The 24208-nt window shown below is 72.4% G+C and carries 19 protein-coding genes; 11 read left to right on the forward strand and 8 right to left on the reverse strand.

Going from position 1 to position 24208, the window contains the following annotated elements; genetic code table 11:
• A complete protein-coding gene (locus WMF39_RS16695) occupies positions 1-1074 on the forward strand; it encodes a mandelate racemase/muconate lactonizing enzyme family protein (RefSeq protein WP_437746480.1) in 1074 nt (357 codons plus the stop codon).
• Positions 1062-2621: an AMP-binding protein gene (locus tag WMF39_RS16700; RefSeq protein WP_437746481.1), complete on the forward strand. Its 1560-nt coding sequence runs from the start codon at positions 1062-1064 to the stop codon at positions 2619-2621. The genes WMF39_RS16695 and WMF39_RS16700 overlap by 13 nt, the downstream gene beginning before the upstream one ends.
• Before the next feature lie 38 nt (positions 2622-2659).
• Here the strand turns inward: WMF39_RS16700 and WMF39_RS16705 are convergent, their stop codons facing one another.
• Complete coding sequence (locus tag WMF39_RS16705; RefSeq protein ID WP_437746482.1) at positions 2660-3103, reverse strand: acyl-CoA thioesterase; 444 nt, start codon at positions 3101-3103, stop codon at positions 2660-2662.
• Positions 3104-3418: 315 nt separating this feature from the next.
• On the opposite strand from WMF39_RS16705, the gene WMF39_RS16710 reads away from it, so the two are divergent.
• Positions 3419-4342 carry a hypothetical protein gene (locus tag WMF39_RS16710; protein ID WP_437746483.1) on the forward strand — a complete coding sequence of 308 codons (924 nt, stop codon included), beginning with the start codon at positions 3419-3421 and terminating at the stop codon, positions 4340-4342.
• A 222-nt stretch (positions 4343-4564) separates the two neighbouring features.
• Positions 4565-5383 (forward strand): lysophospholipid acyltransferase family protein, encoded by an 819-nt coding sequence (locus tag WMF39_RS16715; RefSeq protein WP_437746484.1) that lies wholly within the window; start codon positions 4565-4567, stop codon positions 5381-5383.
• 25 nt (positions 5384-5408) lie between these two features.
• Here the strand turns inward: WMF39_RS16715 and WMF39_RS16720 are convergent, their stop codons facing one another.
• On the reverse strand, positions 5409-6575 hold the full coding sequence (locus WMF39_RS16720) for a lipin/Ned1/Smp2 family protein (protein WP_437746485.1): 1167 nt from the start codon (positions 6573-6575) through the stop codon (positions 5409-5411).
• A gap of 150 nt (positions 6576-6725) precedes the next feature.
• Here WMF39_RS16720 and WMF39_RS16725 point away from each other — a divergent pair, with 150 nt between their 5' ends.
• The 3 genes from WMF39_RS16725 (at position 6726) to WMF39_RS16735 (ending at position 11210) form a co-directional block, all read left to right on the forward strand.
• Positions 6726-7382: a hypothetical protein gene (locus WMF39_RS16725; RefSeq protein WP_437746486.1), complete on the forward strand. Its 657-nt coding sequence runs from the start codon at positions 6726-6728 to the stop codon at positions 7380-7382.
• 44 nt (positions 7383-7426) lie between these two features.
• Positions 7427-9631: a protein kinase domain-containing protein gene (locus WMF39_RS16730; RefSeq protein ID WP_437746487.1), complete on the forward strand. Its 2205-nt coding sequence runs from the start codon at positions 7427-7429 to the stop codon at positions 9629-9631.
• Between the two features lie 88 nt (positions 9632-9719).
• Complete coding sequence (locus tag WMF39_RS16735; protein ID WP_437746488.1) at positions 9720-11210, forward strand: tetratricopeptide repeat protein; 1491 nt, start codon at positions 9720-9722, stop codon at positions 11208-11210.
• Between the two features lie 24 nt (positions 11211-11234).
• Here WMF39_RS16735 and WMF39_RS16740 read toward each other — a convergent pair whose 3' ends face one another.
• The 3 genes from WMF39_RS16740 to WMF39_RS16750 all read right to left on the reverse strand — a co-directional run bounded on the left by WMF39_RS16740 (position 11235) and on the right by WMF39_RS16750 (position 14201).
• The gene (locus WMF39_RS16740) at positions 11235-12029 is read right to left on the reverse strand and encodes a hypothetical protein (RefSeq protein ID WP_437746489.1); all 795 of its coding nucleotides are present in this window, start codon (positions 12027-12029) and stop codon (positions 11235-11237) included.
• Between the two features lie 86 nt (positions 12030-12115).
• Positions 12116-13453, reverse strand: coding sequence for an NAD(P)/FAD-dependent oxidoreductase (locus WMF39_RS16745; protein ID WP_437747990.1), 1338 nt, complete (start codon positions 13451-13453; stop codon positions 12116-12118).
• 241 nt (positions 13454-13694) lie between these two features.
• The gene (locus tag WMF39_RS16750) at positions 13695-14201 is read right to left on the reverse strand and encodes a DUF2505 domain-containing protein (RefSeq protein WP_437746490.1); all 507 of its coding nucleotides are present in this window, start codon (positions 14199-14201) and stop codon (positions 13695-13697) included.
• A 343-nt stretch (positions 14202-14544) separates the two neighbouring features.
• Between WMF39_RS16750 and WMF39_RS16755 the strand changes: the two genes are divergently transcribed.
• Complete coding sequence (locus WMF39_RS16755; RefSeq protein WP_437746491.1) at positions 14545-14976, forward strand: response regulator; 432 nt, start codon at positions 14545-14547, stop codon at positions 14974-14976.
• Between the two features lie 58 nt (positions 14977-15034).
• Here the strand turns inward: WMF39_RS16755 and WMF39_RS16760 are convergent, their stop codons facing one another.
• The 3 genes from WMF39_RS16760 to WMF39_RS16770 all read right to left on the reverse strand — a co-directional run bounded on the left by WMF39_RS16760 (position 15035) and on the right by WMF39_RS16770 (position 20647).
• Positions 15035-17251 carry a protein kinase domain-containing protein gene (locus WMF39_RS16760; RefSeq protein ID WP_437746492.1) on the reverse strand — a complete coding sequence of 739 codons (2217 nt, stop codon included), beginning with the start codon at positions 17249-17251 and terminating at the stop codon, positions 15035-15037.
• A 90-nt stretch (positions 17252-17341) separates the two neighbouring features.
• Complete coding sequence (locus WMF39_RS16765; RefSeq protein ID WP_437746493.1) at positions 17342-18769, reverse strand: pyridoxal phosphate-dependent aminotransferase; 1428 nt, start codon at positions 18767-18769, stop codon at positions 17342-17344.
• Between the two features lie 57 nt (positions 18770-18826).
• Entirely contained in the window at positions 18827-20647 is a 1821-nt protein-coding gene (locus WMF39_RS16770; RefSeq protein WP_437746494.1) for a hypothetical protein, read from the reverse strand.
• Positions 20648-21027: 380 nt separating this feature from the next.
• On the opposite strand from WMF39_RS16770, the gene WMF39_RS16775 reads away from it, so the two are divergent.
• The 3 genes from WMF39_RS16775 to WMF39_RS16785 all read left to right on the forward strand — a co-directional run bounded on the left by WMF39_RS16775 (position 21028) and on the right by WMF39_RS16785 (position 24042).
• On the forward strand, positions 21028-21528 hold the full coding sequence (locus WMF39_RS16775) for a hypothetical protein (RefSeq protein ID WP_162143993.1): 501 nt from the start codon (positions 21028-21030) through the stop codon (positions 21526-21528).
• Positions 21529-22489: 961 nt separating this feature from the next.
• Positions 22490-23074: a hypothetical protein gene (locus WMF39_RS16780; protein ID WP_437746495.1), complete on the forward strand. Its 585-nt coding sequence runs from the start codon at positions 22490-22492 to the stop codon at positions 23072-23074.
• 53 nt (positions 23075-23127) lie between these two features.
• The gene (locus WMF39_RS16785; protein WP_437746496.1) at positions 23128-24042 is read left to right on the forward strand and encodes an isoaspartyl peptidase/L-asparaginase; all 915 of its coding nucleotides are present in this window, start codon (positions 23128-23130) and stop codon (positions 24040-24042) included.
• Positions 24043-24208: the final 166 nt, after the last annotated feature.

A 24208-nucleotide genomic window follows, 5' to 3' on the forward strand; every position in this document is an offset into this window, starting at 1 on the left:
ATGCGCGTCGTCGATGCCCGCCTCGCGTCCCGGGTCCTTGATGGCGCGCGCCGGGGCCTCGTGCTGTCGCTCACCGACGACGAGGGACGCGTCGGCCTGGGTGAGGCCACGCCGCTCCCCGGCTTCTCACCCGACACGGCCGACGAGGACCAGCGCGCGCTCGCCGAGCTGCCGGGGGCGCTCGGCGCGGTCGACCTTCCGGCCGAGGGCGCTCCGCCGACGGCGACGGCGTCCGCGATCCTGCGCGCGCTCGCGCCGCTGTCATCGCGGCTGCGCGAGCTCCCGGCGGCGCGCTTCGCCCTGGAGACGGCGCTGCTCGATCTGCTGGGCCAGCGCCTCGGCCTCTCGATGTCGGCGTGCCTCGGCGGACACGTGCGCTACGCCGAGGTCCAGGTCAACGGGCTGCTCACGACCTCGGTGCCGCTGCCGGAGATGCTCGAGCGCGCTCGCGCGGACGCCGCGCGCGGCGTCCGCGCGATCAAGGTGAAGCTCCGCTCGCGCGGGGAGGACGGCTTCGCGCGCGACCTCGAGGCGCTGCGCGCGCTGCGGCGGGAGCACCCGGGCGTCGAGCTCCGGCTCGACGCGAACGCGGCGTGGTCGCTCGACGAGGCGCCCCGCCGGCTCGCGCTCCTCGCGCCGCTCGGCCCGCGCTTCGTCGAGCAGCCGGTCGCGCCGGAGCTCCTCCACCACCTCGGCGCGCGCGAGGTCCCGTGGGCGGCCGACGAGTCGCTCGCGGTCGAGGGCATGCCGGAGCGCCTGCTCGAAGCGGAAGGCTGCGCCGCGTTCATCCTGAAGCCCGCGATGCTCGGCCTGCTGCGCGCGCACACGCTCGGCTGCAGGGCACAGGCGCGCGGCCTCGACGCCGTGGTGACGCACCTCTTCGACGGGCCCATCGCGCTCGCCGCCTCGTGTGAGCTCGCGCTCGCCTTGCCGCGCGCGCCGCTCGCGTGCGGCCTCGACGCGCACGCCGGCCTGGAGGCGTGGCCCGCGATCCGGATCCCGCAGCTCCGCGAGGGCGGCCTAGTCGCGGCCAGCGATCAGCCCGGCCTCGGCATCCGGCCATGGACGGGCTGAGCCTCCTCGATGCCGCGCGCGATCCCGCGCTCGCCGCCCGGACAGCGATCGTCCTCGGCGGCGCCGAGGACGACGCGCCGCGCGCGATCGACGTCCCCGCCCTCGGCGTCGGCCCCGGCGGCGCCCTCCGCTTCGGCGAGCTGGCGCCCGCGGTCGCGGCCGTATCCGTCCGGCTCGCCCGCGCGGGGGTAGGGCAGGGAGCCCGCGTGGCGCTGGTCGCCCCGAACGCGCTCGGGACCGTGGTCGTCATCCACGCGCTGCTCGCGCTCGGCGCCGTGCTCGTCCCGATCCATCCCCGGCTCACGGCCGGCGAGGCGGGCCTCCTGATCGACGACGCGCGCCCCGACCTCGTGCTGCGCGAGCCTGCGCTCGCCGCCCTGCTCGACGACGCCGCGCCGGAGATCGGCGCGCTCCGCGAGCGCGGGGCGCGCGCCGCCGAGGCCGCGCGCGTCCCGCCGCCGGACGCTTCCGGCGATCTGGCGATCGTCTACACCTCGGGCACCACCGGGCGTCCCAAGGGCGCGGTGCTCTCGCGCCGCGCGTTCCTCGCCGCCGCCGAGGGGAGCGCGGCCAACCTCGGCGTGCGCGACGACGACCGCTGGCTGCTCTGCCTTCCGCTCTGCCACGTCGGTGGCCTCTCGATCGTGACCCGCTGCTTGCTCGCGCGCCGCGCTGTCATCCTCGCGCCTCGCTTCGAGCCCACCTCGGTGCTCGCCTCGATCGTCCGCGACCGCGCGACGCTGCTCTCCGTGGTGCCGACGATGCTGCTCGCGCTGCTGGAGGCCGATCGCGACAACGTCCTCGCCCGGCTCCGCGCGGTGCTCGTCGGCGGCGCGGGCGCTCCGGAGCGGGCGCTCGACGAGTGCGCGCGCCGCGGGGTCCCCGCGCTCACCACGTACGGCCTCACCGAGGCGTGCTCGCAGGTCACCGTGCAGCGCCCGCGCGATCCGCGCGCGAGAGAGCCGGGCTCCGGCTCCCCGATCGCCGGCGTCGAGCTTCGCATCGAGGGCGCCGGCAGCGACGGCGTGGGCCGCATCGAGATCCGCGGCCCGGTGCTGTTCCGCGGCTACTACCGCGGCCCCGACCGCGCGCCGGAGCTCTCGGTCGACGGCGCCGGGTGGTTCGGCACCGGCGATCTCGGCGCGCTCGACGCCGCCGGGCGGCTGCACGTCGCGGCGCGCCGAAGCGATCTCATCGTGACCGGCGGAGAGAACGTCTACCCCGCCGAGGTGGAGCAGGTCCTCGCGTCCTGCGAGGGCGTCGCCGGCGCGGTGGTGTTCGGCGTGCCTGACGATCGCTGGGGTCAGGTCGTCGCCGCGGCGATCGTCCCCGATCAGGCCTCGCCCTGCGAGGCGGGCGGCGCCGCACCCTCCCCCGCATGGCTCGGCGATCTCGCGGCCGTCGTCGCGGCGCGGCTCGCCCCGCACAAGCGCCCGCGGCGCCTCTGCGCCGTCGCGGCGCTGCCGCTCACCGCGGCCGGCAAGCTCGATCGCGCCGGCGCGGCGGCGCAGCTCGCGGCCGCGCTCGCCCCGTTCCCACCACGCTAGCGCCCGGCGCGCCGTCCGGCGGCCGTCGCTCGGCGCGGTTAGGCGAGCGCGCTGCGCAGATCGCCCGGGAGCGGGCACGGCGTGAAGCGCGCGCCGTCGATGCACACGTGCACGGTCTGCCCGATGGCGGCGACGCGGCCCGCCGTCGTCATCGTCACGCGGTAGCCCACCGTGAACGACGTGTCGCCGAGCTTCGGCGCGAGCACCTCGACCTCGATGGTGTCACCGAACCGGAGCGGCAGGAGGTAATCCGCCTCGGCGTGGACGAGCGGCAGCTTGATCGTGCCGCCCGCGATCATCGCAGGAAGGTCGATGCCTCGCTCCTTCAGCGCGATCATGTACGCGTCGCTGAAATACTCGAGGACCCGCGGATAGAAGACGATCCCGGCCGCATCGACGTCCTGGAAGCGCACGGCGCGGCGCTCCACGGCGAGGCGCGGCGCGGTCTGCTTGAGCTCATCGACGCTGAACGCGCGCTTCATCGCGCCGCAGGTTAGCGCAGAGGCGCCGAGCACGTCGCGAGGAGCGCGGTGCTCCGCCGCACCGCGGCGCCCTCCTTCTCCAGCTCTGACGCGGGCGGTCAGGTCTTACCGCCGACGCTTCGCCGGGTCGTTCTGCTGTCCCTTTCTGCTCGCCGTCGTCCGTTTCGCAGTCCATGCTCGCCCGCGATGGCTGACCGACGTCCCGGCGGTCTCGGGGCCGGGTCCCGCAGGCTGCGTCGCGCCACCTCGAAGGATCGCGAGCGCCGCGCGATGCGATGCCTCCGGGCCCGAGCGCCGCGTTCCCGCGGCGTGCTCGTGGCGCTCGCTTGTCTCCTGGGAGCGAGCTTCGCGGCCGCGTGCGAGTCGGCGCCGGTGTCGACCCCGACGCCGATGCCCTCTCAGAGCCCGCCCGTCGCTGCGCTGCCGCGGCCTGCGTTCGCGGAGACCTCGACGCCGACCGGCGCGGCGCACGCGTCGAACCCGCTCGGCCTCCCCCCGTACCCGATCAAGCTAGAGCCAGGCCGCCGCGTGTTCACCTTCTCGGACCGGATGCTCGCCGGGGCCAAGCTCGGGTCCACGCTCGTGCTGTACGCGGCGACCGTGGTCGGCTTCGACGGCGACGACCTCATCGTCGAGGGGAGGGGCGGACCGTCGTACAAGGTTCACCCGGGCTACGTCATCCCCGTGCCCGACGCGCCCCGCCTCCGGCCCCACGACCCGCTGCTCACGGAGTGGAACGGCGTCATGAAGCATGCCGTCCTCACCCGCTTCGTGAAGGACAAGATCGAGGTCCGCTACACCGACATGGACCCGCGGACTCCGCTCGCGCAGCTCAAGGGGGTTCGCTTCGTCGTGCAGACCGCGGGGCTCGCCCCCGGTAACTTCGCCGCATGGAAGGACGGCGAGACGTGGCGCCACGTGCTGCTCGTGTCGCGGCTCGGCGGTCCTCCGGCCGAGCCAGGCGCCGTCCTGACGTCGCTGCCCACCAGCTCCGCGCGGTGGTTTGCCCTCGGTTACGGCGGCGCCGCATTGCTCGCCGACGAGTCGGCGCTCCGTCCGCTCCCCGTCAAGCCGCAGCTCAAGATCGGGGCGAGCGTCTGGGCCGAATGGGTCGGCGCGCTGCGCCCCGCCGTCGTGCAGAGCGCCGAAGAGACAGGCCTGTACACGGTCAAGTTCGAGCGCGCCGGGCGGCCGGCCACGGTCGGCTGGGGGCTGCTCACGCCGCCGCTCGATCTGTAGTAGCCGCACGGCACCGCAAGAGCGCGTCGATCGAGCCTCTACCCTGGCCCGAGGAGCGCGCCTGGCCCATGGCGAACTTCCGAGGTGGGCGAGCGCCGGATCGCGCATCTCGCCGCGCCGCAAAGCGGCGATCCGGAGTCGAGCAACGCCGCTTGCACGCAGCGCCGGTGCGCAAGACGCTACGCGTTTTCGCCCGATATGGAGAGTGGTAAGCGCTGTAGTATGGATCTCAGGAGCGCATGGCTGGCGACGCGCCAGTGGGTCCCTTTCACCCTCAGGACCATGGCGTACGGCACCGTGTCTCTGACGCTGGGCCCCCTCACGCCGCAGCGCTCGGCGAGCCTGTGGGCGATGCGCCGCTGGTGTCAGGCGAGCGCGCGAGGGCTCGATATCGAGATCCAGGCGAGCGGACTCGAGAACGTCCCTCCCGGGGTGTTCGTCTACTGCTCCAACCACCAGAGCCTTCTTGACATCCTGGCCCTCGGCGCCGCGTTGCCGGGCGATTTCAAGTGGGCTGCCAAGCGCTCTCTCATGAAGATCCCATTCCTCGGCTGGCACCTCCGGCTCGCGGGCCATGTGCCGGTCGATCGCACGGTCGGCTCCCGCGCCGCGGTCGAGGCGATCTCGCGGTTCGAAGAGGTGCTCAAGAGCGGCAAGCCGCTGCTCGTCTTCCCCGAGGGGACGCGGAGCGAGGACGGCATCCTCCGGCAGTTCAAGAACGGCGGCTTCTATGCAGCCGTCCGCGCCGGCGTGCCCGTGGTGCCGGTCGCCATCGACGGCACGCACCTCCTCATGAAGAAGGGCGCCCTCGACACCGGCGACGGCACCCTGCGGATCGTCCGTGTCCGGGTCGGCGCGCCGATCGCCGTGCGCCCGGACGGCCGCGAGGGCGCGCGGGTCAACGAGCTGCGCGAGCGCGCCCACGCCGCGGTGAGCGAGCTCCTCCGCTCGATCGGCGGTCGCGTCGAAGCGCCGGACGGAGCCGTGGCCGCATCGGAGGCGCCGGCGAGCGGCGCCCGGACCGAGCAGGCGTCCGGCTGACGGGTCGACGCGCCGGCGGGGCGGATCAATCGCAGAGGCTGGGGAGCGCGTCGATCTCGGCGAACAGCTCGTCGTAGCCGTCGATGCGACGGCCACCGTGCGCCTCATCGTCGAACCGGTAGAACACGCGCCGCGCGACCGGCATCACGCCGCCGTTGTCGTAGGCCTCGGCGTCGGTCGCCGTGTTGCCGAAGGCCCACGCGGGCAGCATCTCCCTTCCGTCGAACAGCCGCTCCAGCTCCGCTGTCTTGTACTCCGCGGCGCCGTCGCCCGTCGCGCCCGTCAGGCCCAGCGTGGTGTGCACGATGCCAGGCGGGAAGCCGTACGCCTCGAGGAAATCGCGCGTGCGCTGGACGAGCCACTCCGGCCGCGCGGTCAGGTACATCGGGCGGTAGCCCTTCGACGTGAGCCGGTGGAGCGCCGCCGCGGCGTGCGCGTGCGCGTCGGGCAGCTCGCCGAGGAGGAGCGAGGTGAACTCCTCGGTCTCCGTGCCGGTGAGCGTCCCATCGATGTCGCTGACGAACATCGGCGCGCCCCGCGGGACGACCTCGATGAAGAGATCGGTGCTCGAGAGGTCGCCGCGGACGACCAGGTGGACCCGGTGCCGGCCCGGACCGAGCCGCTGCGCCGCGGGGATCTCGAAGTAGACGCGGCCGCCGTCATCGCTGACACCCTCGACCGCGCGGTGCGCCGAGTCCGCTTCCGTCGTGGTCGCCGAGCCGAGGCGCTCCCACGCGCCGCCGCAGCCGCGGAGCAGATAGATGTCGACCCGCTCATCCTTCAGGTCCTTGTCCGTGATCCCGTAGGCGAACTTTCCGATGATCCACTGCGGGTCGTCCGGCGTCAGGTAGAGGTCGCGTCCGCGGTGGTTGGGGCTCCCAGCGCCGGCGATGAGGTACGAAGACGGGTGATTCCACGCGAGCTCCTCGCCCGGATCGGGCGGCGCCGCGTCACACGCCGGAGGTGGGTTGCAGGAGGCTCCCGGCGCCCCGCCGCCGCTCGAACCGCCGTCCTCGCCGCTCGGCGCGCCGCCGCCGCCATCATTCTGGCCCCCGCCGCTGTTCTGGCCGTCGCCATCGCTGCCCCGGCCATCGTCATCGCCTCCCTGGCCACCGCCCCCGCCTCCGCTCGGCGCCCACTCGAGCGTCGCGTCGGCCGATCCGCAGCCGATCGCGAGCGCTGTTGTCGCCATGACAAGTAGGATCCTGGTCTGCATCGGGCCCGAGTGTGACCGAGTCGCCCCCGTTCGAACAGCGACCTCCGGTCATCGAGGGCCTCCCGGGGGACCGCGCTCGCCCCTTGCGCGCTGGCCCGACTCCGGGCAATCGTAGCGGCCCCAACGATGCCCAAGCCCGATCCGAAGGTCTTGCTTCGCCACACCGGTGACTATCTCAAGGCGCACCCCGAGGAGATCGCGAGGGCGCTCCGCGGCGCGCTCCGCCTGCGGTTCGGCGTCCCGATCGATGCGCTGCGCTATCTGGCGCGAGAGCTCAGCGGCGGCAAGCGCGCGCCGAAGGACATCGTGATCGAGGCCGCGCCCCCGGGCCTGCGCCTCGCCCTGACGGTGAAGATCATGGGCGCCCCGATCCGGGCCTCGTTCACGGCCTTCGCCGAGGAGCTCGACGTGCGCGCGGACGCGATCCAGGTCGGCCTGCGGATCGCCGACCTCAAGCTGCAGGTGCTGGGCGACGAGGCCTCGCCGATCGCCGGGCTGATCGGCTCGGGGGCGATCGACCTGAACAAGCCGGGCGATCTCGTCTCCTTCATGCCCAAGCGGCCCGCCGCGCTGATCGACGCGAAGGGTGACAGGATTTCCCTGGATCTCCTCAAAATCCCGGCCCTCGGCGGGAATCCGACGGTCGTGCGGGCGCTGCGCATCTGCGCGCCGGTGCTCGGTGTCCGTGCGCTCAAGACCAAGGATGACCACCTGGACGTGCACCTCAAGGCCACCCCCTCCGGGGTCGCCGCCGCGATCGCCGCGGTGCGCGCGGGTCTCTGAGGCTCTTTCCGGTGGGGGCCGTCGCCCGCTAGACTTCTCCGTGCATGTCTCGGCTCCCCGAGCCCGCGCCGGCTGCGCTCTCGTTCCAGTTCCTTGCCGAGATTGCGTCCGGGGCCACCACCCGCGTTGATCTCTGCAGGTCGGCAGGTCCGCACCGGCCTGGGGAGCTGCTCGCCGTCAAGCGGCTGCACCCGCACTTCGCCGAGGATCAGAACGTCTCCACCCGGTTCCTCGACGAGGTGCGCACGACCGCGGCGCTCAAGCACCCGAACGTGGTCGAGGTCGCCGGCTGGGGGACGGACGAGCAGGGGTGGTACTTCGCCGTCGAGCTCGTGCAGGGCGTGAGCCTCGCGCGGCTCATGAAGACCGTCTTCGACACCGGCGAGATGTTCTCCGAGCGGCTCGTCGTCCACGTCGGCGCGACGCTCTGCCGCGGGCTCAGCGCGGCGCACGAGCTCCGCTCGCCTGCCGGCGCGCTGCTCAACCTCGTGCACCGCGATCTGACGCCGGGCAACGTGCTCGTGGGGTTCCAGGGCGAGGTGAAGATCGCCGATTTCGGGCTCGCCAAATCGTCGCTCCGCGTGATGACGACGGCCGTCGGAGCGCGCCGGCGCGTGACGACGTACATGGCGCCGGAGCAGGCCCGCGGGGGCGCCGCCGACAGGCGCTCCGACCTGTTCTCGCTCGGCGTCGTGCTGTTCGAGCTCTTCACCGGCAAGCACCCGTGGCCGTCGACGAGCGACTACGAGCTCTTGCGGAGCATGTCGACGCAGCCAGCGGCCGACCTGCGGGAGCTCCGGCCGAAGATCGACAAGGAGCTCGTGTCGATCGTGATGCGCTGTCTCGAGAGGGACCCGCCGTCGCGCTTCCAGAGCGCGGACGAGATCCTCGCTCGGCTGGAGGGCTGGCTACACAGCCACGGGTACCACGAGGGGAACGAGGAGGCGCTCGGGCGCTTCGTGCGGCGCAACGCGATGAGACAGATGCGCTGGTTCGAGCGCGCCGTCACCGGCGGCTTCGCCGGGGTCGCCAAGGCGCCGCGCCCCTCGCTCTCGACAGCCGAGGCGATCCCGCGCCGGCCCTCGGCCGATCCGCGGGGCAGGGGGGCGAACGCCCCCGGTCGGCTCCGCGGCAGCGGGGGCGCGCGCGCTCAGAACGACGACGCGACCGACATCGAGGCGCGCCGCGGGACGCTGTCCCCGTCGCCGACCGGCCTCACGCCGCGCGAGGCGGACGCCGCGGACGACGACCTCGGCCGGCGCGGACCGATGGCCTCCGAGACGGCCGACGAGGCGACGGTCGTCGTCGGCAGCAACGGCAGGGTGCGCGCAGATCCCGGGTCCTCCAGCTCGGGCGGAGGACGGCGCCGCAGCAGCCTGCCCTCGTACGGATCCCTCACCGATCGGGACAGCGAGCCGCTGCCGGTGTCGGGGAACGAGCTGCGCGCGACGTCCGGGAACGAGGCGACGCCCTCGATCTCTCCCGTGGCCGCGTTCTCCGTGGATCACGACGCCGACACACCGCTCACGGCGCAGGGCGTGCCGGCAGGGGCGAGGCCGCTGCACGCGGAGGTCGACCGCCTCACGACCGAGGCGCTCCGGCTCCGCGAGGAGGCGCGCTTCGCGGTCGCCCACGCCGAGCGCAAGCTGGCGCTGGCCAAGGTGGCTGCTCACCTCTCCGAGATGGCCACCGAGGCGCTGCGCCTCTCCGCGAGCGCCGCCCCGGAGCGCGCGTCGCACCGCCTCGACGAGGCGCTCGCGCTCGAGCGGGCGATGCACAAGGTGATGTCCGCGCCGCTCACGCTCGCGCCCGAGACGACGGCGCTGCCTGTCGCGTGGGGCAACGAGCAGCGGGCCATCCTCGCCCAGCTCGGCCTCGAGCACCTGGCGTCACCGGCCGCGTCGAGGCCCTCGGATTTCGGCGCGCCCCCGCATCGGCTCACTCCGGCGCCCGGGGACGTGAGCGCGGCCCAGCATCGGCTCACTCCGACGCCCGGGGATGCGGGCGCGGCCCAGCCGTTCATGGGCGCCGACCCCGCGAGGAGCGACGCGGCAGGCGTGCCATCCGCCGCGCTCGCCGTCCGGGGTGACGCTGCGGGCGACGCGATCGGCCCGCCCACCGCCGCGGACGCTGTCGCGTTTCAGGCCAGCCTCCGGCCGATGCTCCTCGGCGTGCCGCGCGCGCTCGCGCTCGCCGTCGCGGCGGCGGCCTTCATGGCGTTCGTCTTGCTGGCCTGGTTCTATTCCTGAAGCGCCGCTGCGCGCGCGCGCGAGCGCACCCGACGCGCCGAGACGTCGCTTGATCCCGGCGGGGCACGGCGGCTACCGTCCTTGGATCATGAGCGAGCAAAGCGACTGGGTGCTGATCGGCCTGGATGAGACCACGGCGCGCCGGCAGGGGATCCCCGCGCGCATGCCGGTGCCTCGAGGGGAGTTCGAAGGGCTGGCTGACAAGGGGCTCAGCATCGACGCCGCCCGCAAGTGGATCAAAGACTTCCTCACGAACTCCGAGCCCGGCAAGAGCGGCGTCTGGCGCAAGCAGAACAGCACGCTCGTCTCGCAGTTCGAGGCGTTCCTCGACAAGGCTCCGGTCTGGGAGCGCGCGCAGAAGGCGTTCGGCGAGCGCGATTACGAGAAGGCGATCTCGGCGCTCAAGCGCATCATCACGATGGATCCCGACGATCACGCCGCGCGGCTGAACCTCGCCTCGGCGCAGGCGAACATGGGCGATCACCCCGCGGCGCTGAAGAGCTTCCAGGCGATCCGAAAGACGTTCCAGGGGGACGCCGACTACCACGTGGCGCTCGGGCAAGTGCACCTGGCGATGCAGAAGAAGGACGCCGCCCTCGACGAGATGGTGCTCGCGCTCGAGGCGAAGCCCGACTGCCAGCCGGCGCTGGACGCGATGGTCCAGCTCGGGGTCCTCCTGCCGATCTACGAGAACCCGCGCGACGCGGCCTCGCTCGTCTACGTGCGCTCCGACGCGGTGCTCGAGTACCTCGCGGGCCAGTGGGACGCGGCGCCGCGCGACGGCGCCTTCTATCTCGAGCAGCTCGCCTACCACGAGCGCGAGCTCCGCCACGACGTCGCGCTGGCCGCAGCGGAGCGCGCCGTCGCCGCCTCGGGCGAAGGGGCGAGCCGCGAGCGCGCGCACCTCGCGCGGATCGCCGCGCTCCGATCGCTCGGGCGCACCGACGAGGCGCTCGCCGCGGCCGAGGCCTTCGTCGCGACGGCGCCGTCCTCGTCGGGCGCCTGGGTCGAGCTCGCCAAGTGCCTGTCCCAGGCGGGCCGCGGAGCGGAGGTGCCCGCCGCGGTCGAGCGCGCGCTCGAGAGCGACCCAGGCGACCTCGCCGCGCTCTCGCTCCGGTTCTGGCCGAGCGATCCCGCGGACATCCAGAAGGTCAACGAGGCGATCCCCGCGCTCGCCGCCTTCGTCGCGGCTCACCCCGAGAGCGCCGGCGCGCGCCGCTCGCTCGCCCGCGCCGAGCTGGTCGCAGGTCGGATCGACGACGCGCTCGCGGGCTTCGCGGCGGCCGTCGCGCTCGCGCCCGGGGACGACGACCTCCGGGCCGAGTACTGGACCGAGCTCGGGAAGCAGCAGCGGTACCCGGACATCATCGCCGATGCCGCGAAGCTCTCGGACCTCGCGAAGCGCGACTGGAAGCTGCGATGGAACGAGGCCGAGGCGTACGCCGCGCTCGGCAAGAACATCGAGGCGCGGGCGGCGTTCTCGGCCATCAACTTCGACGAGTCGCTGCACGTCGACGTGCGCCGCAGGGCCAAGCGCGCCGTCAAGACGATGGATGAGACGCCGCCCGTCGTGCCGTGACGCCGGGCCGCGGGCGGCGCGCGCTCAGAGCGAGCCGGAGACGCCGAGCCCGACGGTGTCGCCCGTGACGATCGGCTTCACCGACAGGGCGACGTCGTTGCGGACGAGCTTCTTCTCCGGCGCGGCGAGGCCGCCGATGAACATCGCGGCCCCGGCGACCTGAGCCAGCCCGTCGACCATGAGGACGAAGACGCCGCCGCCCTTCGCATCGGCGGTGCCGACGGTGATGAAGGGGCCGGCGAGCGGGATGTAGAGCGGGAGGTAGCTCTCGCCGCTTCCGCCGCTCGCCCTGTCAGCGCTCTCCGCCACGAGCCCGACCATCGCCGAGAGGATGTAGGTGACGCCGAACGTCACGGCGCCGCCGATGACCAGGCCGCGGCGCGCCCTCTCCTCGACGCGGTAACCTTCCGGGACGGCCTGCCCTTCCTCGTAGTTCATGATCCTCGGGCCAACCGGATACGAGCCGGAAGGCGAGGCGTATCCCGGAGGCGGGGCGTAGCCCGGAGGCGGGGCGTATCCCGGAGGCGGGGCATATCCCGGAGGCGGGGCGTATCCCGGAGGCGGGGCGTATCCCGGAGGCGGGTAGTAGCCGGGCTGTTGCCCATACGGGGCAGGCGCGCCGTACGGCGCAGGGGCCCCGTGGGGCGCGGGCTGCGGCTCGGCGCCGGCAGGGGCGCCTGCGCGCGGCGAGGACGCAGCAGGAGGCGCCTGCGCGAAGGCGGAGGGGGCGCTGAGCAGGAGTGCGGCGAGAGGTGCTGCGCTGGCGAGGAGCGCTCGCCACGGGTGCGTCGAGGCGCCCTGTCCGGGATGGGTCGTCATGATCAATGACGCTAACGCAGCTCCGTCGCCGAGGTCCAGACGAGCGCAGGACGCCGGCGGGCGGCGTGTGTGCTCTCTGGCGCCGCCTATGCGCGCGTGCGCGCGGGCTCCATCGGCTGGTGCCTCCTCACGGCGCCACCGTCCATGCGCGCCTCGAGCTCCGGCGCGTGATGGTCCTCCAGGAGCGGCGGGATCTCGCCCGTGATCAACCGCGAGGCGCGCTGGTAGGTCACGTAGGAGAGGGCCCACGAGAACAGCACCAGGAAGCGGTTACGGAAGCCGATCAGGAAGAGGATATGGACGAACAGCCACGCGAGCCACGCCAGGAACCCGGAGAGCTTCAGCTTGCCGAAGTCGGCGACCGCCGCGGCGCGCCCGATCGTCGCCAGGGATCCCCGGTCGTTGTACCGGAACGGCAGCCGCGGCAGCCCCCGCAGGGTGCGCGCGATGCAGCGCGCGGCGTGGCGCCCTCCCTGGATCGCCGCGGGCGCCACGCCGGGCACGGGCGTCCCGTCCTCCTGCTTCAGCGACGCGAGGTCGCCGATCACGTAGATGTCCTCGTGACCCGGCACCGTCAGGTCCGGCGCCACCAGCACGCGCCCTGCCCGGTCGAGCGGCGCTCCGAGGGTGCGGGCGATGGCCGAGGCCGCCACGCCGGCCCCCCAGAGCACGGTCCTGGCCTCGATCCGCTTGTCGCCGATCGAGACCCCCTCCTCGTCGATGTCGGTGACGCGGCAGTTCGTCCGCACCTCCACGTTGAGCGCGGCCAGCTGCTGTCGCGCCTTCTCGCCGAGCTCCGGCACGTACGACGGCAGCACCTGCCCGGCCCCTTCCAGCAGGAGGATGCGGGCCTTGCTCGGATCGATGTGCCGGAACTCGCGCCTGAGCGTGTGCCTCGCGAGCTCCGAGAGGGCGCCGGCGAGCTCGACGCCCGTCGGGCCCGCGCCGACCACCACGAACGTCATCCAGGCGCTCCGCCGCGCCGGATCGGGCTCGCGCTCGGCCGCCTCGAAGGCGAGGAGGACGCGCCGGCGGATCTCGAGCGCGTCCTCGATGGTCTTGAGCCCGGGCGCGACGGCCGCCCACGCGTCGTTCCCGAAGTACGAATGCGACGCCCCGGCCGCGACGATCAGCTTGTCGTAGCCGAGCTCGCCGTCCTCGAAGATCACCCGCTTCTGGACGGGATCGATCGCCTTCACCTCGGCGAGGATCACGCTCGTGTTCTTCTGCTTGCGCAGCACGTGGCGGATGGGCGTGGCGATGTCGCTCGCGCTCAGGCCCGCCGTCGCGACCTGATACAGGAGGGGCTGGAACGTGTGATGGTTGTGCCGGTCGATCACGGTCACCCGTACCGGCTCGCGCCGGAGCGCCCGCGCCGCGTAGAGGCCGCCGAAGCCGGCACCGATGATGACGACGTGCTCCATGCCGTGGCCCTGGTTCCCGTACGCCACCACAGCAAGAGCGGGAGCCGCAGATCTCCCGCTTTGACCCTGGACGTGCAGGGGTGCGCCCTCGCTTGTTCGCGGGATGGAGGCCGCGAGACGGCCGCTCGCGATCCCCTCTCGTCCCCCTCTCGTCGGCGTCGCCGTCCGTTCGTCGGGCAGCGCCGGCGTCAGGCGCCCCAGGCGGTGCGCGGCAGGGGCCAGCCGATCGCCACCGGCCCGGCTAAGCCGTTTTGCCCTGGGCGATCCACTTGTTCATGAAGACCGCGCTGACCTCCCACCCTTGCCGCAGCTCCTTCTCGGCGCTGCTCTCGAGCATGCCGCCGACGCCGAACACCTTCGCTTCGATCGTGATCTCGGCGATCCGACGCACCTTGTTGTCGCCGATGGCCTCGGCGCGCACCACGCCTTCGTTCCGCATCTTGTCGGCCAGGGTGCTTGGCGTCAGCTTGAAGGTCCACACGTTCGTCGCCTTGTTCAGCCTGCCCTCTTCGGTGTAGCGGAACCCGGAGCCGAGCAGCTTCTCGACGGGGCCGGGCAAATTCATCTTCGGCTTCCCGGCCGACCTCCGGATGATTTCCGTCGCCGTCTCGACCTGCTCCGTGATCGTGAACTCGGGGAAGCCGAGCTCCTTCCTGTAGAGCTCCTCGTTGAATGTCTTGTCCAGGAACAGCTTCCAGAACGTCTCGAGGTTGCAGTTGATCTCGTGTGTGAGGGTGAACTTGCCCATGGGATCGTTCCTTTGCGGTGCGCGGGGTCGATGACGTCCAGCTCCGCGTTTACCGCAGCCCGTACGTGGCGTCCATGTCTCGACCAGGACCGCTGAACACGGGATCTGCGCTGGCGACGCGTCCGTCTGCGTTGCGCGCGCCGGGCGTTCGTCGCCCCGATCGCGTGGCGCGCGAGGTCACGCCGAGCGCAGGCGGACGCGGGGGCGCGAAGCAGCCGCGGGACTGGAGGCGACGCCGCGAGTTGGAGACCGGCGCTGCGCACGGTTGCGTACGCGCGCTCCGGGCGATGCGGGGGCTGGCGGCGGGCTTCCAGCGCTTCTGCGGCCGTGCGAGCATGACGCTGTGACGTGCATCCTCGTCATCGACGACGACGCCGCGATCCGGGCCATGTTTGCGCGTTCGCTCCGTACGCTGGGCGACGTCGAGGAGGCGAACGGCGGGGCGCCGGCGCTGCGCCGGCTCTCCGCGCGCAAGTTCGATCTCGTGGTGCTCGATCTGCACATGCCGCTGATCGACGGCTTCAGCGTGCTCGAGTCGCTCTCGGCCAAGGGAGCGCTGAACCGCGACACGCCCGTCTTCGTCGTGACGGCAGATGAGTCGCAGCAGGCTCGCATCCGCGCGCTGCGACGGCACGCGATCTTCCTGCTCTCGAAGCCGGTGAACCTCGCCATGCTGGTGTCGCTCGCGGAGTCGTCGCTGAAGAAAGCTGCGGCCCGCGCCACTCCGCCCCCGCCGCCCGGCGAGGCGCAGCCGGAGAAGCCGAAGGAGGACTGAGCGCGATGCGCCGGCCGCGCGGGCTGCGGGGGAGGCAGCCGCGCCCGGTCCGGAGGCGCTACCGCGGCGCCAGGTCGAGGGGGGGCGCAGCGGGGCGCGGCCGCGGCGGCGCCTGGCCGGGGACGGGCCCGCGCGGCAGCGTGGAGGCGGGCGGAGTCGCCGGCAGTCCGGGCTGGCTCGCGGGCCGTGGCGGAGGCCACCCGGTGACGGACGGCGTGGGCAGAGGCCCTGGGACGCGCGGCGCAGGGGTGACCGAGGAGCCCGGGTACGGCGTCCCCGGCGCGGGTGCGGCGCCGGGGACGTACGCCGGCTGCCCGGGGGTGGCTGCATCGGCGGGCACCGCGGCGTCCGCGGCCGCGTCGGCCAGGGCGGACGCGTCGGCCGGGGCGGCCGCGTCGGCGATCAGCTCGGCTGCGGCTGCATCGGTCGGGGCCGCGGCGTCCGCGACGGCGTCGCTCGCGACCGTCGACGCCGTCGCTGCCGCGTTCGGCGTCGCCGCGGCATCGGCGCCGGCATCGGGCGCTTGCACCGTCGGTGCGGACGCGCTGGGGCTGGCGGAAGGCACCACCACACCGCCGAGCGGCATGCGGCCGGAACGCGCGAGCAGCAGGAACGCAACGGCCGCGACCACGCCCAGGACGATCAGCGCGAGCAACGCCATGCGGACGAAGGAGCCCTTCGCGGGAGGGGACGCGCGGCGCTCGGGCGCGGACGCGACAGCGCTCGTGGGGCCGCTCGCGTGCGCCGCCGGACCGACGTAAGCCGCCGGCCCCGGGGGCACCGGCGGCCCCACGTGCAGCGGCGGCGGGAGCAGCGGCAGCGGCGAAAGCCCCGCTGGGAAATCGAGCGGCGAGCCTGCGCCGTCGGGGTTCGACTTGCGGGTCGCATCCGGGGTCGATTTGCGCGTCGCGTCCGGATTCGACTTGCGCATCGGGTCGGCGTTCGCGCGGCGCGGGCTCGTCGGCGCCGGCATGCGCGAGCTGGCCGGCCCCGACATGCGCGAGCTCGCGGGTCCCGACATGCGCGAGCTCGCGGGTCCCGACATGCGCGAGCTGGCCGGCCCCGACATGCGCGAGCTCGCGGGGCCTGCCGGGGACGAGGGCGGCGCCGCGTCGGCCGCGCCGCCGCCCTCCGTCGCCTCCGGGCCGTCCTGCAGGATCGGCAGCATGGAGATGCGCCGCAGCATCACCTCGGTCGCGTCCTCGGGGCGCGAGGCCTGCGGCTTCTGAGGGTGGGCGCGCTCGGCGAGGATCCGGTCGAGCTCGTCGAGCGCCTGATCGATCCGCTCCTTGCGTGCCTCGGCGACCCCGGGGAGCAGATCGCGGACGAGCTGGCCCACCTGTTTGTCGGTGTAGCTCTCGCGGACCGCGGCGCTCACCTGCTCGAGATCGCGGCGCAGCTCCGCGGCCGTCTGGTACCGTTCGTTCGGGTTCTTGGCGAGCGCCCGCATGATGATGCGGTCGAGCTCCGGGTGGACCTCGGGCATGATCTCGCGCGGCGGCTGCGGGTTGCGGTTGGCGATCTGCTGCATCGCCTCCAGCGGGCCCTTGCCGCGGAACGGCGTGTGGCCCGTCACCAGCAGGTAGAGCAGCACGCCCATCGAGAAGAGATCGCTGCGGCGGTCGAGCGCCCCGCCCATGACCTGCTCGGGCGAGAAATACCCGGTCTTGCCCTTGATCGCGCCGACGCGGCTGGTCTGCGCGCGCGCCCGCGTCTTCGCGACGCCGAAGTCGACGACCTTGACCATGCCGTCGAACGTCACCATCACGTTCTCCGGCGTGACGTCGCGGTGGATCAGGTTGAGGAGCTCGCCCGTGTCGTCGCGGACCTCGTGCGCCGCGTGCAGCCCGGCGCACGCGTCGATCATCACGTGGAGCACCCAGCCGAGGGGCAAGAGCGCGCGCTTCGCCTTCTGGTTCGAGAAGATCTTCGCGATCGGGGCGCCGTCGATCCACTCCATCGCGAGGTACGGCCGATCGCGGACCTCGCCGTACGCGAGGATGTGCACGACGTTCGGGTGGAGGATCCGCGACGCGGTGCACGCCTCGTCGAGGAACATCGCCCGCGCGTCGTCATCCCCGCGCATCGCGTCCGACAGCAGCTTGACGGCGACGATCTGGACGGAGCCGTTGGGCCGCCTGAGCCGCGCAGCCCACACGGCGGCCATGCCGCCCACGGCTGCAGGGAACAGCAGCTCGTAGGGGCCGATCGTATCGCCCGGCTGGAAGTTACCGGGGTCGTCGTCGTTCCAATCACTCCACGGATCTTTGGCCACGCGCTCCCCCACCATGTCGGAAGACGTGCAGCGCGACAAGACCTGGCGCTCGGCCCCGTCTTCCCGCTCCCCTGCGCGGCGCCGCCGGTGTCAGGCCCGGCGACGCTCGCCTACCATGCGCTCTAGCCGCCCGAGCGCCCGGACGAGGACGTCCTCGCTCGGGCCGAAAGAAAATCGGACGTGGTGACGGAACCGCGACGGCCGCCCCGCCCGGCGCTTGCCGGGGTTGACGTCGAAGAACTCGCCCGGCACGACGATGATCCGCTCCCCGAGGGCCGCCCGGAAGAAGCCGTAGCCGTCGGAGAGCCCCGGGGGCAGATCCGCGACCGAGCCCCAGACGTAGAACGTGCCCTCGGGCTCCGCGTCGACCGTGACGCCGATCCTGCGCAGCCCCTCGAGCATGATCTCGCGCTTGTGTGAGAACGTCCGGTGGATGGCCGTCGTCTCGGCGCGGGTGTGCTCGATGGTAAGCAGCTCTGCCGCGGCGCGCTGCATCGGCTTGGAGCCGCCGCCGTCGAGGAAGCTGCCGGCGCTCGCCACCGCCTCGATGACCTCGCGCGGCCCCAGCGTCCAGGTGACGCGCCAGCCGGGGTAGCGCCAGTTCTTGGTCAGGCCGTCGAAGATCACGACCGGATCGCGGTCGACCTCCTCGACGTAGCGCGCGGCGCTCTCCATCGGGGCGACGTCGCCCATCCCGTAGATGTAGTGCGAGTAGAACTCGTCGAGCAAGAGCGCGCAATCGAGCTCCTTCGCGGTGCGGACCCAGGCGGCGAGCTCCTCGCCGCGCACGTGCTTCCCGGTCGGATTGCAGGGGTTCGAGGCGAGGATCGCGCTCAGGCCGCGGCCCAGGATCTCGCGGCGCAGGTCGCCGACGGAGAACGAGTAGCCGCGTTCGCCCTCGAGCAGGATCGGGATCGGCGAGAACAGCCGGAAGACGTCGAGCAGCTCCTCGTAGGCGGTGTAATCGGGGAGGAAGTGGCCGAGGTTGATCTGCCCGAGCGCCGCCGCGGCGCGGGTGAGGGCGATGCGACCCCCGCCCGACACCGCCACGTTCTCGGCCGTGTAGCGCGACGGCATGCCCCGCCGGTACGCGCGGTTGTAGAGCGACGCGATCGCCTCGCGCAGCTCCCAGAGGCCGGCCACGGGCGCGTATTCCTGGTCGTCTCCGGAGATCGGCACCGCCGCGCAGCGCGCGGGCGAGCCCGGGAGCGGGCCCGTCTCCGGCTGGCCCTGCCCGAGGTTGCACCAGCCGTCCGTCCCCTCGTCGGCGCCTGCCTCGGAGGGACCCGCGGACGCGGAGTCCCGACCCGGGTTAAAGCCGAGGCGCGCGGCCTCGGTCGTCACGTAGATGACGCCCGTCCGCGGGACCTTCCGGAAAGCGTGGACCGCCCGGTCGTCGCCGCGCGGCGGAGCCGGCGTGTTCCCGCGGTCGGCCGCCGCCCCAGGATCGCTGGGCCGGGCCTCGTCTCCCTGGAGGTCGCTTCGCTCGTCGGGATGCTCTCGCTCTGCTTCTGTCATCGTTTGTTTCCAGGCATGGGAGGCGCTGCCGTGGCGACCCAGCAGGAGGCGAGCGCCTCAGGCCTGCTGGGCCGTCGGCTTTCCGCCGTCCTCGCTCGCCGGCTCGGGCTGCCGCGCCCACGGCATCGTCTTACCCGAGAAGATCCAGAGCAGGTAATAGCAGAAGGCGAGTGAGACAGCGGTGAGCGCAGTGTACTTGTCGTCGTTGTAGTTGAACGTGATCCAGATGAACTGGCTGAGCGCCGCCAGGCCGAACAGGGGTACCTCGATCTGGCGCTTCACCCGGGTGAGCGGCGCGCTCAAGATCATGAATGAATAGTAATAACAGGTGAGCTGCGAGAGCAGGATGACGAAGATCTGGGCGAGGCACTGGGCCACCCACAGCGAGCGGACCCGCCGGCACACGTAGACGAAGCCCGCCAGGCTCGCGGCGATGATCCCATAGGCGATCCAGCGGTATTTCGCGTAGCGCTCGTTGCGCATCCGTTTCCAGACCTCGAACGGATCGACGAGCTTCGTATCCTTCGTGTACTTCATGCGGCCGGACTCGACGCCCGTGCCGGGCTCGTGGCCGACGAGCACGCGGAGGCCCATGTGGTTCGTCAGCGGCGTCTGGTCGTGCACCTTGAGCGTGTGCTCGTAGAACTGCCGGTACGAGTCCGTGCCCGAGACCTTCATGCTCACCGGAATGAGCACGGCGGCCGCGAGGACGCCGCCGATCAGCACCTGCACGTGCGACCTCGCCATGCGCTTGTGGCGGACGAGGTGAATCCCGGCGACGGTGAGCCAGCCGATCACGGGCAGGCCCGGGAAGATGCGCAGGAGGCCCGCGTAGACCATGCTCGCGCCCGCGAGCTTGAAGTAGCGCTTCCGGATGAGGCAGGCCGAGAGGACCAGGTAGAAGAGCCAGTCCTGCCGGAGGAACGCGCCGCCCGTCCAGTAGAACGGCGCCGACGACTGGCAGCCCCAGAAGATCGCCGCGACGGCGAAGACCCGCCACCCGAAGGCCCAGTAGAGGGCGGCGAACATCCCGAGCAGATAGAAAATATCGAAGCTGGCGAGGAACTGGAGGTAGCGGGTGCTGGCCGGCTGGAGGTCCGCCCAGAACTTACCCATGATCGTCCAGACCGGCGGCGGGTTGTAGCCGTGGTCCTTCTGCATGTCCTCCCAGTAGCCCTTGTCCGAGGCTGTCCGGAAGAACTGCACGTCGGCCTTGAACGCGTCCCAGCGCTCCGGTGAGAAGTGCGCCTTGCACATCTCGGGCGTGCTGAGCACCTCGCTCGCCGGCATGAGGAGGTTGTCGCCACCGAGGTTCCGGATCTTCTTGTCCGGGTGGCGGACCTCCTTCGACATGTCCAGCTTGACCTGCCGCCCGGTGTCCTCGTTCGTGTACGTGACGAGCCCCAGCTCGTCCTGCGCGATCAGCGCGCATTTGTAGAGGCCGTCGTACCCCATCTCCGGGAAGTACTTGGCCCCCATGTAATAATGGAACTGATCCCAGCGGTGGTAATACTTGGGATAGCCGAAGCGGAAGCCGTTGAAGTACGCGATGATGGCGGCGACACCGAGCGCCACGCCGGCGAACCGCTTCCAGCGCTCCGCGATCGGCCGGCGCATCCCCTCGCGGTGCGTCTCGTAGAAGACGCAGAGCGCGGCGCCCATCGCGATCGCCACCTTCGCCATGTCCACGGCGCGGGCGTGCTCGTCGATGTACCGGTCCAGACCATGGAAGAAGAGCGCGACGCCCGCGGCGACCGTGCTGTACCGCGCGAGCATGCGGAGCCGCGACGGGGCGAACCAGTTGAGCGCGAACGCGACGCCGAAGTAGGCGCAGAGCGCGATGACGATCTCGATGACTTGTTGTGACGTGAGCTTCATTGCCTGCGGTTCGGATCGGGATCGAGGTGACGCGGGATGCGCCGGCGGGCCTCTTCGCCGGCCTTCCGCGGCAGCGCGCCCGGCGTCGGGCGCTGCTGCCGCCCCGACCCGTCGCTGCGGGCCGGAGCCCGTCGGCCGGGGAGACGCCGTAGGTGCAGGACGCACCCCGTCCCGGACGGGCTCCACGGGGGAGGCGGGGCCACCTTAGCCGAAATCCCAGGAGTGTGGCGCTCTCGTTGTGGGCGCCATGGGCATCGGTGGGCGTACCCAGGTGGCGTGCGTGTGACCGGTGTGACCGGGGCGGAGCCGTGTCGGCTCGACGTGCTGCGCAATTGAGCGGGCTTCCTCCGCCGAGCAGAGCTCGTGTATCGTCTCCCTTCGTGTCGAACGACAGTTTCTCTTCCGCTTCTTCGGGGGGCTCGGAGCGAGAGGGGGCCCGAGGCCCCTACGGCTTTCTCGTGCGGGTCGACGGCGCGCCGCCGCTCTGGTGCCGGGAGGTGCGGGGCTTCCACCGCGCCGCCGTCGCCGCGGCCGATCCTGACGCGCTGCCTCCTGCGCAGCTCGTGCTCGTCGGCCTCGACGAGGCGGCGCGCGCGTGGCTCGCGTCGTGGGCCGAAGACAGCGAGCGCGTGCGCCGCACGCTGACGATCCGCCGGCTGCTCGACGACCGCGAAGCCACCGCGGTCGTGACGCTGGCGTCCTACGGCTACGGAGTCAACACCGCGCTCGCCGTGGAGTCGGTCGTGGTGCCCGGGGGCGACGGCCCGGCGGCCATCCTGCGCAGCGGGGTCCACACGAAGGAAGAGATCGACGCGATGCTCGCGGTCCTCGCCACGGCGCTGCCGGAGGGCGAGGAGGCGAGCTGGTTCGCACACGTCTGACGCGCGCGGGGCCCGGTCACGGCGCGCCGGCCCGCCGCGCGACGTCCTCGCCGTCGTTCCACCGGACCTGTTCCGGCAGCTGCGCGCTTGCGTCCGGCACGTCGTCTCGCTGGAGCGCGCTGCGCCTCGTCCTGCCGAGACGCGCCTTGCACCTCGCCCTGCCTGGCTGCTCCTCCGGTGACGCCTGCTTGCCCGCGTGCGCCGTGCGCCGTGCGCCGTGCGCCGTGCGCCGTGCGCCGTGCGCCGTCGAACGACGCCTGCCCGGCTGCGCTGCGAGACGCGGTGGGAGCGGTGGGACCAGGCGGACCGTGGGTGGACATGGATGGAATGGAAGAGAATCGCTTTCGATGTTTCGGTGCGTGAGCCCCTTGCTCGCCTGAACAGCGGTGATACGCTGGTCCTCGGCCTCGGACGGAGCATCAGCTCCAGGATGGTCCTGCCGTGGAGCACCACGGTGCTGGGGTCGACACCAGATCGGCGGGCTCTCCGCTGATCCGCAATCGAACACCCTTGCCATGCCGGACGATCTCTTTCGATCCGGCGCGGGGTGCCGGCAAGCCGGAGGAGGGATGGACACCATGCACAGTACCAGTGGCTCTTCTATACCGGAGGCTGGGAACGGCTGACCCTCGTGGAGCGTGGACGCAGGGTCATCGGGGCCTTGCAAAACGCTACCGCGCTCGGCCAGGTCCGGCGCTCGATAACCTGTTGACTGCCATCGCGACCTCCGCGAGGCCGGCAGAGAGGGAATCGAGGAAGACTCAGGTCTTCCGGCAACGATTCTCACCGGCGCTTCGGGGCTGAACGCTCGTCGCGATGGGACAGGGTGGGCGCCGCACAGGCGGGATCAAGCGGGGTCCAGAAGGCCTCCGGTAGAGGCCCACGGGACGGGTCGGGTGCGAGTGAAGCACCCGACCCGTTTTTATTTCCATTGCCCGCGAGCGCTTTTTTGTCCTGCGCCGTGCCCGTCTGGTACGCGGGCTCGATGCGGATGCTGCTGCTCGCGCTGCTGCCGGCGTTGCCCCTGCTTCCAGCGTGCGCCGACGCCTTCGGGGATCGGGAGGCGCCGGAGCTGGGAGCCGCGCTCGGCGCGTTCCACGTGGTCGGGACGCAGACGGCGAACACGTGCGGGGAGGGGGCGCTCGGCGCGAAGCGCCTGTGGGAGTTCGACGTCGAGCTCGCGCGCGGCGACGGCGCCCTCTACTGGAACAACGGCGCCAGCGTGATCGCAGGCGTCATCGACGACGACGAGGTGAGCTTCTCGATCGACGGGCGCGTGGTGGTGGACATGCGCGCGGGCGACGCGCCGCCGGGGCCGCCGTGCTCCGTCGAGCGCCGCGACCGGGCGCTCGGGCAGCTCGGCGGCAGAGGGGATGACGTCGCGGGGTTCAAGGCGACGATGTCCTTCGAGTTCGTGCCCACGGCGGGGTCTCGGTGCGAGGACCTCGTCGCTGGAGAGCTCAGCGTCGCGCCGGTGGTCGCGGCGCTGCCGTGCGGCATGGCCTACGATCTCAAGGCCAAGCGGAGCGCGCTCCCGCCCGAGTGAGCGTCGGGTGGGCGTGGACCTCCGGGCGCGCGCCGCGGTAGGGTGCCACGATCGTGAAGCACGTCATCCATTCTCTGGGCGGGCGCGGCGGGCGGCGCACCGTCCTGGTCCACGGCGGCGCGGGCAACGTCGCTCCGGAGCGGCGGCCGCTGCATGCGGCGGGGTGCCTCCGCGCGGCGCGCGAGGGAGCGCGCGTGCTCTCCGAGGGAGGGAGCGCGCTCGACGCGGTCGAGCGCGCGGTGCGCGTCCTCGAGGACGATCCGCTCTTCAACGCGGGTACGGGCGCGGTCCTGAACGAGGAAGGCCACATCGAGCTCGACGCGTCGATCATGGAGGGCCGCGGGCTCAGGGCCGGCGCGGTCTGCGCGCTCTCGGATTTCGCCGAGCCGATCGCGATCGCGCGCGCGGCGCTGGAGGACGGCCGGCACGTGCTGTACGCCGCGCACGGCGCCGCGCGGTTCGCGCGGATGAAGGGGTTCACGCCCGTGGGCGAGGCGGCGCTCGTCACGGAGGCGGCCCGGGAGGCGCTCGCGGCGGCCCAGCAAGGCATCCGCGCGACCTCCTGGGCGGGCAACACGGTCGGCGCGGTGGCGCTCGACGAGGGCGGGCTCACCGCCGCGGCGACGAGCACGGGCGGCACGGTCAACAAGCGGGTCGGGCGGGTGGGGGACTCGCCCCTCATCGGGGCAGGGACGTACGCTGACGACGAGGCCGGGGCCGTGTCGACGACCGGCCACGGCGAGGGGATGATCCGGCTCGCCGTGGCGCACTCGGCCGTGGAGCGGATGCGCGCGGGCATCGGCGCGGTCGACGCGGCGAGCGGGATCATCGCGCACCTGGCGGAGCGCCTCGACATCACCGGGGGCGTCATCGCGCTCGATCGGACTGGGAGGTTCGGGCTGGCGCGATCGACCGCGACCATGTCGTGGGCGGCGGTCGGTGATTGGGGCGAGGAAAGCGGTGTGTGAATTGTCTTTACAGAGAGCCCAGATTATTCCATGGTCACTGTTCATCGCGTGACGCCCCGGGCGCTCTCGCGTCTGCGGTCGTGAGCATCACTGTCAAACAGCGTTCGTCCTGAGCTGGGGTGTTCGCAACCGAGCCGCGGCGCTGTTGCGCGCGTCGGATCATGGC

Origin of the sequence: Sorangium sp. So ce1504 (assembly GCF_051521635.1) — a bacterium.
Lineage (GTDB): Bacteria > Myxococcota_A > Polyangia > Polyangiales > Polyangiaceae > Sorangium > Sorangium cellulosum_B.

Bases quoted from the DNA above. Each gene is read 5' to 3' on its own strand.
- WMF39_RS16695 (WP_437746480.1), top strand. From the start codon at position 1: ATGCGCGTCGTCGATGCCCGCCTCGCGTCCCGGGTCCTTGATGGCGCG.
- WMF39_RS16700 (WP_437746481.1), top strand. From the start codon at position 1,062: ATGGACGGGCTGAGCCTCCTCGATGCCGCGCGCGATCCCGCGCTCGCC.
- WMF39_RS16705 (WP_437746482.1), bottom strand. From the start codon at position 3,103: ATGAAGCGCGCGTTCAGCGTCGATGAGCTCAAGCAGACCGCGCCGCGC.
- WMF39_RS16715 (WP_437746484.1), top strand. From the start codon at position 4,565: ATGGATCTCAGGAGCGCATGGCTGGCGACGCGCCAGTGGGTCCCTTTC.
- WMF39_RS16720 (WP_437746485.1), bottom strand. From the start codon at position 6,575: ATGGCGACAACAGCGCTCGCGATCGGCTGCGGATCGGCCGACGCGACG.
- WMF39_RS16725 (WP_437746486.1), top strand. From the start codon at position 6,726: ATGCCCAAGCCCGATCCGAAGGTCTTGCTTCGCCACACCGGTGACTAT.
- WMF39_RS16730 (WP_437746487.1), top strand. From the start codon at position 7,427: ATGTCTCGGCTCCCCGAGCCCGCGCCGGCTGCGCTCTCGTTCCAGTTC.
- WMF39_RS16735 (WP_437746488.1), top strand. From the start codon at position 9,720: ATGAGCGAGCAAAGCGACTGGGTGCTGATCGGCCTGGATGAGACCACG.
- WMF39_RS16740 (WP_437746489.1), bottom strand. From the start codon at position 12,029: ATGACGACCCATCCCGGACAGGGCGCCTCGACGCACCCGTGGCGAGCG.
- WMF39_RS16745 (WP_437747990.1), bottom strand. From the start codon at position 13,453: ATGGAGCACGTCGTCATCATCGGTGCCGGCTTCGGCGGCCTCTACGCG.
- WMF39_RS16750 (WP_437746490.1), bottom strand. From the start codon at position 14,201: ATGGGCAAGTTCACCCTCACACACGAGATCAACTGCAACCTCGAGACG.
- WMF39_RS16765 (WP_437746493.1), bottom strand. From the start codon at position 18,769: ATGACAGAAGCAGAGCGAGAGCATCCCGACGAGCGAAGCGACCTCCAG.
- WMF39_RS16770 (WP_437746494.1), bottom strand. From the start codon at position 20,647: ATGAAGCTCACGTCACAACAAGTCATCGAGATCGTCATCGCGCTCTGC.